We start from the raw sequence: 13,769 nt of genomic DNA, 5'->3' as shown, positions 1-13,769 counted from the left end.
CGGCCCAGGCGGCCTGGCTGGCCGCGGCGGCGGCTTCGCGGGCCGCGTTGGTCGCCTCGATGGCCGGCCGGGCCGCTTCGAACGCCCGCAACGCGGCCGCCGCCGCGGCCACCGACCGGGGCCAGGCCGACCGGGCGACGCAGGCCGCGAAGGACGCGCGGGACGCCGCCAACGGTGCGCAGAGCGCCGCCGACGCGCTGACCCACGCCATCGACGCCGTGCACGCCGTCGCCGTGACCGTGCAGGCGGCCGCCGCCGCGGCCAACGACGCCGCCGCGGCCGCTGCGGCTTCGTCCGAAGCCGGTGGCTACGCGCAGCAGGCCGGGGCCAGCGCCGCCGAGGCGAAGAACGCCGCCGCCCGGGCGCAGCGCAACGCCAACGAAGCCAGCCGCGCGGCCGCCGCCGCGCTGTCGCTGGCCAACGACGCCGCCGCCTGGGCCGGCCAGGCGCGGCAGGCCGCGCTGGACGCCGTCGCCCACGCCAACGCCGCGGCCGCCGCGGCCGACGACGCGGCGAAGCACGCCGGTGAGGCGGCCGGGGCCGCGCAGCGCGCCAAGGACGCCTCGATCGAGGCGAAGAACGCCGCCGACGCCGCGCAGGGGGCCGCCGACCAGGCCGAGAACACCGCGAGCCTGGCCCGCCGCGCCGACGCGGAGCGGCTCGCCCAGCAGCAGTCCCAGGCCATGCGCGACGCGCAGGACGCCAAGCAGGCCGAGGACTCCCGGACGGTGGCGGCGCACTGGAGCGCCGGCCAGCCCGAGCAGCTGAGCCAGCAGGCGGCGACCCTGCTGGCCGCGGCCAAGGACCCGGCGGCTCCGCCGGCGACGGCGATCGCCAGCGGCCGGAAACTGGCCGCCGAGCTCATGCACACCGGCGGCCCGAAGCTGTTCGCCGCGGCGAGCACCGCGCTCGCGGGCACGGACGCCGAACTGACCGCCTTCGTCCAAAGCGGCCTGAACGGGGCGCTGGAGCAGGACGACCGGCTGAGCCTCAGCATCGTGGGCGGCGCCTCCCTGGTACCGGCCCAGCGCACCGCGGCCGTTACCGCCGCCGCGGGCAGCCACGACCAGGTCAAGCAGTTCCTGACGACCCGCGACTACCAGGGCAAGGTGACCAACGACCGGCTCGAGGCGCAGCGCATCTCCTCGCTCGGCGGGCCGGCCACCAAGGACGCGGCCAACCGCGCGCTCTCGGGGACCCCGGCCGACGTCGCCGCGTTCCTGAAGACCGGGCAGTACACCGCGGCGAAGAACGACGACCGGATCGCCGCCCAGAAGATCCTCGACAAGGGCGGCCCGGAGGTGAAGGCCGCGGCCAACGCCGCGCTGTCGGGGCCGTGGACCTATGTCCGCCAGTTCCTGCAGTCCGGGCAGTACAGCGCCGCATGGCGGGACGCCGACGCCGCGCAGCACGTCGCCCAGATCAACGGTTATGTCGCCAACGCGAAGGAATCCGCGGCGCTGGCGCATCAGCAGGCGGCGCTGGCCGCCGAGTACGCGGCCAACGCGGCGGGCTCGGCCGCCGAAGCCGCCGCGGCGGCCCAGGCGGCGAAGGATTCCGCGGCCGAGGCGCAGCAACACGCCGAAGCCGCGAAGGCCTCCGCCGACCAGGCCGAGAAGTCCGCAGCCCAGGCGGCGCAGTCGGCCGAGACCGCCCGGTGGGCGGCGGCGAACGCCCAGGCGGCGGCGCAGGCCGCGCAGCGCTCGGCGGCCCAGGCGGCGCAGTCGGCCGCGCTGGCCAACGAGTACGCCGCGGAGGCCCGTGAGGCGGCGGCCCGGGCGCAGGCCGACGCGGACGCGGCGGGCAAGGACGTGCTCGAAGCCAGCCAGGCGGCCGCGGACGCGTACAACGCCGTCAGCGTCAAGCAGTCCGAGGAAAACGCCAAGCAGCAAGTCATGGACATGCGGGGCACCGTCCAGCAGGTCCGGGACGCGGTGGCGCAGATCATCCAGGACCACCCGGAGCTGCAGGGGCTCTTGGACACGGCGAACCAGCTGCTGTCCATGATCGACACGATGGCCGGCGCCACCCTCGACTACGTGCGCGACCACGCGGGCGAGCTGCTCGCGCTGATCCAGCACCTGGCCGAGGTGGCCGGGGGTGTCGGAGCCGCGCTCGGCGGTGCGTCGGTCGCCGGTGGCGCGATCGCGGCGTGCGCCGAAGAGGTCGGTGCGGGTGCGGCGATCGGCGCCGGTGGTGGCGCCGCGTTCGCCGGCATCGGCGCGGTGCCCGGCGGCATCGGCGGCGCGCTCGTCGGGGCGATCGCGTGCATCTTCACCTCGGGCCCGGCGGTCTACGCCGGGATCGCCGAGATGATCGGTGGCCTGGCCATGGCCATGCACGGCATGGAGGGCATGGCCGACGACATCAAGAACCTCGCCGAGAACCCGGGCAACAAGCTCGGCAACGAGCGGGAGGCGAAGGTCGCGGACATCGTCGGGGGCAAGCGCACCAAGGAACTCACCAACAACGGCCAGGACTTCGAGATCGTGATGCCGGGTGTCAACCGGACCGGGGTGGATGTGTTCGGGCCGAACGGCGAGTACATCGCGGTCGGCGGGCCGGGCAAGTCGCTGAAGATGAACAAGCTGGGCGAGCAGATGAAGATTCTCAAGTGGGGCGCCGACCAGGCAGGCGTGCGGGCCATCGCGTACTTTGAGGAAGGCACTCCGCAGGAGGCGCTCGACCTCGCCCGGAAGTGGCTCGGCGACGGCAACGTCCTCACCTTCCCGAAGTAGGCACCGAATGTCCGACGGATTCGTCCGGCTGTACCGGCGCGACTGGTCACCCGAGCAGGCGCGCCGGCGGGTCGACTCGCTGGCGGAGAGGGGGATGGTGCTGCGCCATCCCCGCACCGGCCGGATCACCGCGATCAGCGGCGAGTGGGAGACCCAGGGCGAGCAGGTCGAGATGGATCGCGAGGGCCTGCTCGCCGCCATGGCCGCGCTGCCCGAGCGCAAGCAGTTCACGTTCCAGTACTGGGTGACCGACGACGAGGACGCCGGCGTCACCTGCACGCTGGGCCGGGTCGGCGCCGACGTGGTCGTCGAGGACTACGACCTCGACGGCTTCGGCGGTCCGGTCTACCGGAAGGGACAGGACACGGTGATCCGCCGGATCCTGGCCGAGTTCCGGGCGACCGGGCCGGCCGCGGTCGGCCTGGTCGTCGACCGCTGGGGGCCGTCACTGGACATCGATCTCGACGACATCGTGACCGGTGGCCCGACGCCGGTGACGATCACCCCGGAACTGATGGTGCTGCGGCCCGAGGTCGCCGGCCGGCACCCGGAACTGCGGAACCTGGTCCCGTTCGGCGACTTCCTCGCCCGCGACACGGACGGGATCCTCGCGCTGGTCCCGGACTAACCGAGCGAGCGGCCGCCGTCGACGAGCAGACGTTGCCCGGTGATGAAGCCGGCTTCCTCCGAGGCGAAGAAACTCACCGCGGCGGCCACCTCCTCCGGCGTGCCCAGCCGCCCGGCCGGGACCGAGGCCCGGTACTCCTCGCGCTCGGCTTCCGGGACCTCCGCGTGCCGCTCCACCGGGATGAACCCGGGCGCGACCGTGTTGACCGTGATGCCGTCCGGGGCCAGCTCGCGGGCCCACGCCCGGGCCAGGCCGATCTGGGCGCTCTTGGCCGTCGCGTACGCCGAGCGGCCGGGTGGCGGGCGGTCCGCCACTTCCGAGTCGACGTGCACGATGCGGCCGTGGCCGCGGGCCCGCATGCCCGGCAGCACGGCGTGGCCCAGCAGCACCGGCGACCGGACGAAGAAGTCCAGCTGGGCCAGGTGGTCCGGCCAGTCGACGCCCGCCACCGGCGCTTCCGGCTGCGGTCCGGTTGCGTTGAGCACCAGCACCCCGATCGGGCCGAGCACCGCCGTGACCGCGTCGACCAGCTCGCCGGCCTGGCGCCGGTCCGTCACGTCCGCGGCGAACGCCGCCGCGCGGCCGCCTTCGGCGAGGATGCTCTCCGCGGCCGTCTTCAGATCCGCGTTGTCGTGGCGGCCGTTGACCGCGACGGCGAACCCGTCTCTGGCCAGCCGGCGAGCGATCACGCGGCCGAGACCCCGGGAACTGCCGGTCACCAGTGCAACACCCATACGCCCGACGCTAGGGGACACCTCCGGACACGACAAGGCCCCCGGGACAGGTCCCGGGGGCCTCGAACGGGTGACTCAGGCCGACGCGGCCGCGAGGTTTTCGGTCGCGGCGGGCGGTACGGCCACGACCTTCTTGTTGCGGCGGTTGCGTCGCTCCAGGTACGTCGCCAGCGCCGTCAGCAGCAGGCACATCACGACGTAGATGGCGGTCGCCACGATCGTCGACGGCACGATCGGCCGCCCGAAGGCGCCCTGGGAACCGATGTAGCGCGCGTAGTACAGCAGCTCCTGGTAGGTGATGATGAACCCGAGCGCGGTGTCCTTCAGCAGCACGACCAGCTGGCTGATGATCGTCGGCAGCATCGCCCGGATCGCCTGCGGCAGCAGCACCAGGAACATCACCTGCGTCTTGCGCATGCCCAGCGCGTACGCGGCTTCGCTCTGGCCCTTCGGCAGCGACTGGATGCCGGCGCGGAAGACCTCCGCGAGCACCGAGCCGTTGTACAGCGTCAGGCCGAACACCACGCCGAGGAACGGCGTCATCGGCACGCCCAGCGTCGGCAGGCCGAAGTAGAACAGGAACATCAGGATCAGCGCCGGGATGGCCCGGAAGAACTCGACGACGAACCCGGAGATCCGGCGGATCCACCCGTGGTCGGACAGCCGGCCCGCCGCGAAGATCGCGCCGAAGATCACCGCGAGCACCGCGGCGGCGGCGAACGCCTCGACCGTCGCGAGAACCGCGTCGGCCAGGTCGCGCTGCACCTGCGCGTACTGCAGCCACTCCCACTTGCGGGCGGTGAACTGGCCGCTGTCGTAGAACCGCCAGCCGATGTACCCGACGAAGGCGAGGACCACGAGCGTGCCGATCACCGCGTACGTGCGGTACCGGAGCCGGGCCTTCGGGCCCGGGACGTCGAACAGGACGTTGCTCATCGGGCCACGCTCCAGCGCTTCTCCAGGCTGCGTTGGACGAACGACAGCACGGCGACCAGGATGATGAAGCCGAGCGCGACCCACAGCAGGCCGACCAGCTGGTTCTCCCCGCGTTCGGACAGGTACTGGCGGATCGCGCCGGCCTCGGCGACGGAGAAACCGGCCGCGATGGTGGTGTTCTTCAGCAGTGCGATCAAGGTGCTGATCAGCGGCGGCACGACCGAGCGCAGCGCCTGCGGCAGCACGACCTGGCCGAGGATCTGGCCGAAGGTCAGCCCCAGCGCCCGGCCCGCCTCGGCCTGGCCGACCGGCACGGTGTTGATGCCCGAGCGCACGACCTCGCAGATGAACGCCGAGGTGTACACGGTCAGCGCCGTCACCGCGGCCGGGAAGTAGTCGAGCTTGACGATGTCGAGCAGCGGGTAGGCGAACACGAAGAACGCGAACACCAGGGTGAGCGGCGTGTTCCGGGCGATCGTCACGTACGCCGCGCCGACGGCGCGGAAGACGGGGACCGGACTCACCCGCAGCATCGCCAGGATCGTGCCCCAGATCAGGCTGCCGACGGCGGAGAGCACGAACAGTTCGATCGTGCGCAGGAAGAACGGACCGAACAGGTCCAGGTTGTTGAGCAGGACGTCCATGGAGCCTTCCCCGCGTCCGTGGTCAAGGAGTGGATGTGAGAGGGCCGGTGAACCGGGAAACCCGATCCACCGGCCCCGGTGTCACGTCAGTACTTCTCGAGGGTCGGCTTGGTCGCGGTCGAGCCCGACTTGCCGAGGGTGGCGTCGTAGATCTTCTGCCAGGTGCCGTCGTCCAGCGCCTTCTGCAGGATCTCGTTGACCTTGTCGCGCAGCACCTTGTCGTCCTTGTTGAGGCCGATGCCGTACTTCTCGGTCGAGAACGTCTTGCCGACGACCTTCAGGGTGTCCGGCTCCTGGGCCGCGTAGCCCTTGAGGATCGCGTCGTCGGTCGTGACCGCGTCGACGTCCTTCGACTGCAGCTTCTCGACGCACTGCGAGTACTTCTGGAACTCGACGATGTTGGCCGGCTCGGTCAGGTTCTGCTGCCGGACCTTCTGGATCGGGGTCGAGCCGGTGACCGAGCAGACCTTCTTGCCCTTGAGGGTCTCCGGGCCGGTGATCGAGGTGTCGTCCTTGCGGACGAGCAGGTCCTGGCCGGCGACGAAGTACGGGCCGGCGAAGGAGACCAGCGCCTTGCGCTTGTCGGTGATCGAGTAGGTGCCGACGTAGTAGTTCACGTCGCCGTTCGCGATCGTCTGCTCACGCGCGCCGGAGTCGACCGTGCGGAAGGTGATCTTCTCCGGGTCGAAACCGAGGCCGGCCGAGACGAGCTTCGCGATCTCGATGTCGAAGCCGCCGAACTTGCCCGTCGTCGGGTCCTTCTGGCCGAGGCCCGGCTGGTCGTCCTTGGCGCCGACGGTCAGTGCGCCCGCCGACTTCATCTTGGCGTACACCGGCGAGCCGGCCAGGTCGACGCCCTGCGCGACCGGGTAGCTCAGCGCCGCGGGGGCGTTCGTGCCGCTCTGGTCACCGGAACCCGGCGAGGTCGGCGTGCCTTCCTTGCCACAGGCGGTCAGCGTGGTCAACGCCAGGCCACCGGCGAGCAGTCCCACCGCGAGGGTGCGGATCCTCATGTGAATCTCTCCTGTGTGTCGTCACCCGGACGCCGACGGCGCCGCGGAACGTTTGTTCTCAGTGGGTCAGGATCTTGCCGAGGAAGTCCTTCGCGCGCTCGCTCTTCGGCGCGGTGAAGAACTCTTCCGGCGTCGTGTCCTCGACGATCTCGCCGTCGGCCATGAAGATCACCCGATCGGCTGCCCGCCGGGCGAAGCCCATCTCGTGGGTGACGACGAGCATCGTCATGCCGTCCTTGGCCAGGCCCGTCATCACGTCGAGGACCTCCTGGACCATTTCCGGGTCCAGCGCCGAGGTCGGCTCGTCGAACAGCATGACCTTGGGCCGCATGGCCAGCGCCCGCGCGATGGCGACGCGCTGCTGCTGGCCACCCGAAAGCTGCGCCGGGTACTTGTCGGCCTGGTTGGCGATGCCGACGCGCTCCAGCAGCTCCATCGCCGTCTTGCGCGCTTCGGCCTGCGAGGTCTTGCGGACCTTGACCGGCGCGAGCATGACGTTCTCGACGATGGTCTTGTGCGCGAACAGGTTGAACGACTGGAACACCATGCCGACGTCGGCCCGCAGCGCGGCCAGCGCCTTGCCCTCGGCGGGCAGCGGGACGCCGTCGACGGCGATCTCGCCCGAGTTGATCGGCTCCAGCCGGTTGATCGCCCGGCACAGGGTCGACTTGCCCGAGCCCGACGGGCCGAGCACCACGACGACCTGGCCGCGAGGCACCTCGAGCGTGATCTCCCTGAGCACGTGCAGGTCGCCGAAGTACTTGTTCACGGCGGACGCCTTGATCATCGGCGCCGCCACCTCCGCGGTCATCTGGCCTCCCGGATCGTTCGTGCAAATCGGGCATGGGTCACCACGCGATGGCGAGAACCTACCGTTGCTTCCCCGGCTGGCAAGGCCGCTTGAGCAATACTTAGGGTTTCAACTGAGTATCGATGTCCCTTTTGGGGGGTGTCCACCCGGAGTCACGGAGTGTGACCGTCCGGGTGGCCGGTGCGGGAGCCGCCGGGACGTCCTAGAGTTCGCCGTACCGGCCGGTGAAGCAGGTCACCATGGGAGGCGGACGGGTGCGGGTGCTGCTGGTGGAGGACGACGACCGGGTCGCGGGCGCGCTCATCCCGGCGCTGACCCGCCGCGGCCTGGCGATCGCCCGGCTCGCCACCGGCGCCGGCGTGCTCGACCGGGTGCACGAGGTCGACGTCATCCTGCTCGACCTCGGCCTGCCGGACATCGACGGCGTGACGCTGTGCCGCCAGATCCGCGCGGTGAGCGACGTCGCGATCATCGTCGTCTCGGCGCGCGGCGAGGTCGACGACCGGATCCAGGGCCTGCGCGCGGGCGCCGACGACTACCTGGTCAAGCCCTACGACGTCGAGGAGCTGCTCGCCCGGGTCGAGGCCGTGCGCCGCCGCCGCGGGGAGCACCCCGCCGCCGAGCCGGTGGTCATCCGGGTCGGGGACGTCACCGTCGACGTCTCCCGGCACGAGGTGCTGGTCGACGGCAAGGCGGTCGCGCTGTCGCGCAAGGAGTTCCAGGTGCTGGCGCTGGTGGCGGGCGCCCGCGGCGCGGTGTGCTCGCGCGAGCACGTGCTCACCGAGGTGTGGGGCCACCGCGGCGCGGCGGAGAGCCGGTCGCTGGACGTCCACGTCGCGACGCTGCGGACGAAGCTGGGCCGCCCGGCGCTGATCGAGACCGTCCGCGGGGTCGGGTACCGGCTCGGCGGCCAGGTCGCCCGGAGCTGAGGCGGCGTGCGCGTCCGGCTGCAGGGCATCGTGCTGACGCTGGTGGCGTTGCTGGTGTTCGGCCTGGGCATCCCGCTGGCCAGGAGCATCGCCGCGGGCGCGCAGCAGGACCTGTTCCTGGACCGGCTGACCGACACGGCCCGGTTCGCGTCGCTGGCGCAGCGGCCGCTGCTGGACAACAAGCCGGGGCTGATCGAGCCCGACCTGATCCGCTACACCGACGTCTACGGCGTCCAGGCGCTGGTCGTCAACCAGGACGGCAAGCTGTTCGCCTCGTCGCTCGGGCAACCCGCGCGGATCGACCTGAAAGACGACCGGATCAGCGGGCCGGTCCACGAGGCGCTCGCCGGCCGCCGGTCCCAGCCCACCGGCGTGCTGATGCCGTGGGATTCGACGCCGCTGGTGCTCGCCGAACCGGTGCTCGCGGACGGTGAGGTGCACGGCGCGGTGCTCACCGTGTCCGACACCGGCGCCGAGCGGGCGGACGTGCTGTGGTGGTGGCTGCTGCTCGCCGCGGGCGGGATCCTTGCGTTCACGCTCGCGCTGGCCGTGGCGATCCCGGTGGTCCGCTGGATCCTGCGGCCGGTGCACCGGCTGGACGACGCGACGGGCGCGCTGGTGGCGTCGGTGGTCAGCGGCCGGGAAGCCGAGCCGGTGGGGGAGAGCGGCGGGCCGCCGGAGCTGCGGCAGCTGGGCCGCTCGTTCGACCGGATGGCGTCCAGCGTGTCGGGCGCGCTGGCGGCGCAGCGGGCGTTCGTCGCCGACGCGTCCCACCAGCTGCGCAACCCGCTGACGGCGTTGAAGATCCGGCTCGGCAACCTCGAAGGCCACGTCGACGACGAGCCGGCGGCCGCCGACCTGGAAGCGGCGCGGGTGGACGCGGGCCGCCTGCACCAGATCCTGGACGGGCTGCTGTCGATGGCCCGCGCCGAGGCCTCGGGCGGCGAGCTGGACCCGGTGGTGCTGGACGAGGTCGTGGCGGACCGGGTCGCGGACTGGTCGGTGGTCGGCGAGGCCCGCGACGTCCGCTTGGTGGTCGAGACGTCCGGCGACGGTGCGCGCGTGTGCATGCCGCCGCGGGGTGCGGAGACGATCCTGGACGCGTTGCTGGACAACGCTTTGAAGTTCACGGCGGCGGGGACGGAGATCCTGGTCGCGGTGGCGCGATCGGGCGACCGGGTGCGGTTGTCGGTGCGGGATCACGGGCCGGGCCTGCCACCGGAGGAGCTCGACCGGGCGCTGGACCGGTTCTGGCGGAGCCCGGCGCACCAGAACGTGCCGGGGTCCGGGCTGGGGCTGGCGATCGTGAGTGAGATCGTCGCGCATTCGGACGGGGAGCTGGTGCTGGAGCTGCCCGACGGGGGCGGGCTCCGGATCTCGATGGTGTTCCCGGTGGCCTAGGTCTTCTGCGACCGGTAGTACCGCAGCGCGCCCGGGTGCAGCGGGATCGGCTGGGTCTCGATGCCCGGGTGGACGTCGATCGACAGGGCCGCCGAGTTGGCGTTCGCCAGCTCGCGGCGGGCGTCGAAGAGGCCGCGGACCAGGGCCTCCGCCACGTCGTCCGGCATGGACTCCGGGACCACCAGGAAGTTCGGCACCACCAGGGTCGTCACCGGGAAAGCCTGGTTGTACGTGCTCGCCGGGATCGTCGCGGTGCTGTAGACCTGGCTGCTCGCCTGCACCCTCGGCATGACGTCGGCGAGGTCGAGCAGGTGCAGCTTGCCCCGGTTCTCCGGCTCCAGCAGCTTCGGCGTGGGCAGGCCGCCGGACCAGAAGAACGCGTCGACCTCGTGGTTCAGCAGCGCGGTGACGGACTGGTCGAGGCCGCGGGTGCTGGTGCTGACCGAGTCGCGCAGCCCGATCGTCTTGAGCAGCCAGTTGGCGATGAACTCGACGCCGGACTGCGGTGAGCCGATCGCGATCCGGTGGCCGCTCAGCTGCGACACCGACCGGATGTCGGAATCGGCCCGGACGACGATGTGCAGGTAGTCGTCGTGGATCCGGGCGAGCGCGGCGAACTTCGACTTGGCCTGGTACTGGGCCGCGGCGACGTCGGCCGCGACGAAGGCGACGTCGGCCTGGCCGGCGAGGACCTTGTCGACGTTGTCGGGCGAGCCCTGCGTCTCGAGCACCTGGGGCCGGTCGATGCCCAGGCCGCCCTGCCAGGCCGTGGCGAGGGTCTGGGCGAGCTTGTAGTAGACGCCGCTGGAGGTGCCCGCGGCGATCCGCAGTTCGAGGCCGCCGAAGCCGCTGGTGCAGGCGGCGAGCACCAGCAGGAGGGCGGCCGCGATCGCGAGTCCGCGGGTCCTCCTCCAGCCGGTCACCGCCTGATCGTGCCAGACGGCGGGCGCCGGAGGGAATTCCGGGACCCGCCGATTCCGCGGGGAATCCGGAAAGATCGGTTTCGGCCCGGTTTGTAACAGGCCGCTTCGCGCGACGGACTTCAAAGCCATGAGCTCCTGCGCGGTGTGCGAACGAGAACTCGAACCCCAGGCCCGATTCTGCGGAACCTGCGGGACGCCGGTCGACACTCTTTCCCCGGCGCCGTCCGGTTCGTCGTCGCGGAAGCCGCTTCCGTTGCTGGCCGCGGGATCGCTGGTGGCGCTGGCCGCCGCCGGAGCGGTGATCTTCGCGGTTTCCCGTTCGCCCGGCCCCGCCGCGCCCGCTGCTCAGCCCGGAACCGGACCGGTGGAGGCGCCCACCCAGCCGTGGGCGCCCGCGACGAGTCCGGACCTCCGCACGACCTGGTCGCCGCCGTCCGCGGCCACGTCGAGCACGACGGTCACCGAAGCCGACCTGCGCGACCAGGTTTCCCGCGACCACGACGTCGCGGAAAGCCTGATCGGGCGCTGGCTCCCGCAGTTGTCGTCGAAAGCCGCCGGTCTCGTGGTGAACGGCGTGACCTACGACGACGCCGCCGTGCTGGCCGATTTCCGGCGGTTGCGGGAAAAGTACCCGGACGCTTTCATGGTCGATTCCGGTGATTACCGGAACTTCAGCCGCAGCGGCTACTGGGTCACCCTGGAAGGGCAGGCTTTCCCCAGCGCCGACGACGCCAACGCGTGGTGCGGGCAGCAGGGGTTCGCCCGGCAGGACTGCCACGCGAGCCGGCTCACCCACACGGGTGGGCCGAGCGGCAACTCCAAGCCGCGGTGACGAGGTCTCGTCACCCGAAGAGCTTGAGGACGAGCTCGGTGATCTTCGTGAGCGGTGCGCTCAGGTCACCGATCAGCGTGGTGACGGTTTCCCAGCGGTTTCGCACCACCTTGCCGCGCGGCTCCTCCTTCTTCAGCTCCTCCTCGATCTTGTCCACTTCCGCCTGCACTTCGGCGCGGTCGGCCGCGGGGGCGGCGGCGACGATGTCCGGCCGCACCCGGGCGAGTGCCTCGAGCAGGTCCTCGACCGGCACCGCCGGGCCGGACGTGTAGTGGTTCACGCTGGCGTGGGAGCCGACGGCGCTGCCTTTGAAGTGTGCGCCGCGCAGGTCGAACCGGTCGCCCATGATCACTTCTCCTTTGCGGGCTTGGCGCCCTTGTTGACGCTGCTGTGCGAGCCGACCGCCGAATCGACGAAGGTGCTGCCGCGCAGGTCGTAGGTGTTGTAGACGGGATCGGCCAGTTTCGTGAACTCGACGACGGAGTAGCCGCGCTCCTGCAGGTAGGCGCCGACCGCGCGGAACAGCGTCGAATCCATGATCCGGACGTACCGCTCCACGTCGACGTCCTGGAAGTAGCTCTGCACCAGCTCGGCCTGCGCCAGTTCGCGCAGGCTCCGGCCGGCCCCGTACTTGGCCGGCTCGATCTTGTCGGGGCGCTGCTGCAACGCCTTGAAGCCGCGGAACACGGTCTTGGCGCGCCGGAGGATCGTCGCCGGCAGCAGGCACCACTCCACGGCCGCGGCCCGCAGCGGCGCGAGCACGGGGGACCGGTGCCGGTCGATGGTCCGGTAGCGCGGATCGATCGGCAGCAGGGCCAGGAACTGCCATTCGAGGAACAGCATCCGCTGGTTCGTCCCGACGTGGAGGTAGCACGACGTGGTCAGGTCGCGGTCCCACGACTCGATGCGGTAGCAGCGGTAGTACCGCGCCCACTCCACCGAAGCGTCGGCGAGGTGGCGGGCCGCTTCGGGGTCCAGCTGCGGAGCCGGGCGCCCGGCCAGGCTCGGCAGGACGCCGGGCACCGCCGCCCGGTCGGCCACCAGCCGGTCCGCCGGGATGAGCACCTGCTCGCGCAGCACCAGGTCCTCGAGGCGCCGGCCGGGGCCCAGCGACGACGTCCCGCGCAGCCGCGCCATCGCCGCGCTGACCTGGTCCTGCAACCCGGTGACGTTGATCGTCTCCGGTTCGGCGTCGTCGTCGGCCGGTTCGAGCGGCAGGGTGATCACCTGCTGGTGCAGCGGGATCCCGGCGCCCACGAACGGGGAGAACCCCCGGTGCACGACCACGTCCACCTTGTCGGGGTGGCGCGCCAGTTCCTGCTCCACCCGGGCCAGATCGCCCAGCGGCCCGGCGAACTGGTCCAGGCCGAGCCCGCGCAGCCGCCGCTCCTGTTCGTCGGCGCTCATCTCCCGGTTGGGGACGAAGGTGCCGGTGCGGAACCGGTCGAAGACCAGGAAGTGCACGGCGAACTCGTCGGCGCCGAGGACGACGGCCATCATGACGATCAGGACGAAGGGAACGACGATGACGCCCACGCCCAGGCCGGCGCTCACGCTCGAAGCCGCCGTGCCCAGCTCGGACCCCGATGACCCGGACCCGAGGCCGAACACCGTCCCCAGTGCGTAGCCGATGACGCTGATCCCGGCCAGCGGCAGGACGACGGCGACCGCGAGGACCGTCCCGATCGCCGCGCCCCGCTTGGTGGGCGTGAGCTTGCCGGTGACGAAGGCCAGGACGGTGGCGGCCACCAGCCACGCGATGAACCACAGAGGGTTGAGGACCAGCATCACCAGCAGCAACCCCAGCAGCACCCCGTCGCGGATGCGCCGCCGCGCGCGGGCGGCCACCGCCTCGCGCAGCACGGCGGTGGTGTCCACGCCGGGTGTCTGCGGAACGGCGCGGAACGGTTCGACGAGGAATTCCTTGATCGCCTCGTCGGCGAATTTCTCGTCGAGCTGCGCCGCGGCACAGAGGTATCGCGTGGTGATGTCCCGCCTCGCCAGGGAAGCGCCACACTGCTGGCAGTATTTGTCCCCGGTTCGGTTGACCGACCGGCAACGCCGGCACCGTCTGCTCTGTTCGGTTTCGACACCGACAGCCATGGATTTCCCTTTCCGGTCCGATCCCACCCGGGAGTCGTCCGGCCGGCCGTGCGGTGTTACAGGACCGGAACCGCGTG

General features: G+C 71.6%; 13 protein-coding genes. 5 read left to right on the top strand and 8 right to left on the bottom strand.

The window, feature by feature from the left end:
• Together ACWEF6_RS31475 and ACWEF6_RS31470 are read left to right on the top strand one after the other, a co-directional pair.
• A partial coding sequence (locus ACWEF6_RS31475) for an ALF repeat-containing protein (RefSeq protein ID WP_449686268.1) occupies positions 1-2,738 on the top strand: 2,738 nt, incomplete at its 5' end.
• A 7-nt stretch (positions 2,739-2,745) separates the two neighbouring features.
• Positions 2,746-3,366, top strand: a complete 621-nt coding sequence (locus ACWEF6_RS31470; protein ID WP_449686267.1) for a hypothetical protein — start codon at positions 2,746-2,748, stop codon at positions 3,364-3,366.
• Here ACWEF6_RS31470 and ACWEF6_RS31465 read toward each other — a convergent pair.
• The 5 genes from ACWEF6_RS31465 to ACWEF6_RS31445 form a co-directional block, all read right to left on the bottom strand.
• Positions 3,363-4,100: an SDR family NAD(P)-dependent oxidoreductase gene (locus tag ACWEF6_RS31465; protein ID WP_449686266.1), complete on the bottom strand. Its 738-nt coding sequence runs from the start codon at positions 4,098-4,100 to the stop codon at positions 3,363-3,365. The genes ACWEF6_RS31470 and ACWEF6_RS31465 overlap by 4 nt on opposite strands.
• Before the next feature lie 75 nt (positions 4,101-4,175).
• The gene (locus ACWEF6_RS31460) at positions 4,176-5,036 is read right to left on the bottom strand and encodes an amino acid ABC transporter permease (RefSeq protein ID WP_449686265.1); all 861 of its coding nucleotides are present in this window, start codon (positions 5,034-5,036) and stop codon (positions 4,176-4,178) included.
• Positions 5,033-5,680: an amino acid ABC transporter permease gene (locus ACWEF6_RS31455; protein ID WP_176175880.1), complete on the bottom strand. Its 648-nt coding sequence runs from the start codon at positions 5,678-5,680 to the stop codon at positions 5,033-5,035. The genes ACWEF6_RS31460 and ACWEF6_RS31455 overlap by 4 nt, the downstream gene beginning before the upstream one ends.
• Before the next feature lie 86 nt (positions 5,681-5,766).
• The gene (locus ACWEF6_RS31450; protein ID WP_449686264.1) at positions 5,767-6,693 is read right to left on the bottom strand and encodes a glutamate ABC transporter substrate-binding protein; all 927 of its coding nucleotides are present in this window, start codon (positions 6,691-6,693) and stop codon (positions 5,767-5,769) included.
• 58 nt (positions 6,694-6,751) lie between these two features.
• Positions 6,752-7,480, bottom strand: coding sequence for an amino acid ABC transporter ATP-binding protein (locus ACWEF6_RS31445; protein WP_003054447.1), 729 nt, complete (start codon positions 7,478-7,480; stop codon positions 6,752-6,754).
• A gap of 278 nt (positions 7,481-7,758) precedes the next feature.
• On the opposite strand from ACWEF6_RS31445, the gene ACWEF6_RS31440 reads away from it, so the two are divergent.
• Both ACWEF6_RS31440 and ACWEF6_RS31435 read left to right on the top strand, forming a co-directional pair.
• A complete protein-coding gene (locus ACWEF6_RS31440) occupies positions 7,759-8,433 on the top strand; it encodes a response regulator transcription factor (RefSeq protein ID WP_310976527.1) in 675 nt (224 codons plus the stop codon).
• Between the two features lie 6 nt (positions 8,434-8,439).
• Complete coding sequence (locus ACWEF6_RS31435; protein ID WP_449686263.1) at positions 8,440-9,834, top strand: sensor histidine kinase; 1,395 nt, start codon at positions 8,440-8,442, stop codon at positions 9,832-9,834.
• On the opposite strand, the gene ACWEF6_RS31430 is transcribed toward ACWEF6_RS31435, so the two are convergent.
• Positions 9,831-10,757, bottom strand: coding sequence for a TAXI family TRAP transporter solute-binding subunit (locus ACWEF6_RS31430; protein WP_449686262.1), 927 nt, complete (start codon positions 10,755-10,757; stop codon positions 9,831-9,833). The genes ACWEF6_RS31435 and ACWEF6_RS31430 overlap by 4 nt on opposite strands.
• Before the next feature lie 127 nt (positions 10,758-10,884).
• Here ACWEF6_RS31430 and ACWEF6_RS31425 point away from each other — a divergent pair, with 127 nt between their 5' ends.
• On the top strand, positions 10,885-11,589 hold the full coding sequence (locus ACWEF6_RS31425; RefSeq protein ID WP_449686261.1) for a zinc ribbon domain-containing protein: 705 nt from the start codon (positions 10,885-10,887) through the stop codon (positions 11,587-11,589).
• A 10-nt stretch (positions 11,590-11,599) separates the two neighbouring features.
• On the opposite strand, the gene ACWEF6_RS31420 is transcribed toward ACWEF6_RS31425, so the two are convergent.
• Positions 11,600-11,935, bottom strand: coding sequence for a hypothetical protein (locus tag ACWEF6_RS31420; protein WP_449686260.1), 336 nt, complete (start codon positions 11,933-11,935; stop codon positions 11,600-11,602).
• Between the two features lie 2 nt (positions 11,936-11,937).
• Positions 11,938-13,692: a hypothetical protein gene (locus tag ACWEF6_RS31415; RefSeq protein WP_449686259.1), complete on the bottom strand. Its 1,755-nt coding sequence runs from the start codon at positions 13,690-13,692 to the stop codon at positions 11,938-11,940.
• Between the last annotated feature and the right edge of the window lie 77 nt (positions 13,693-13,769).

The sequence above is a fragment of the Amycolatopsis sp. NPDC004772 genome, assembly GCF_053601215.1.
Note: the sequence above shows the minus strand (reverse complement) of the source record. Positions and strands in the feature narration are given on the sequence as shown.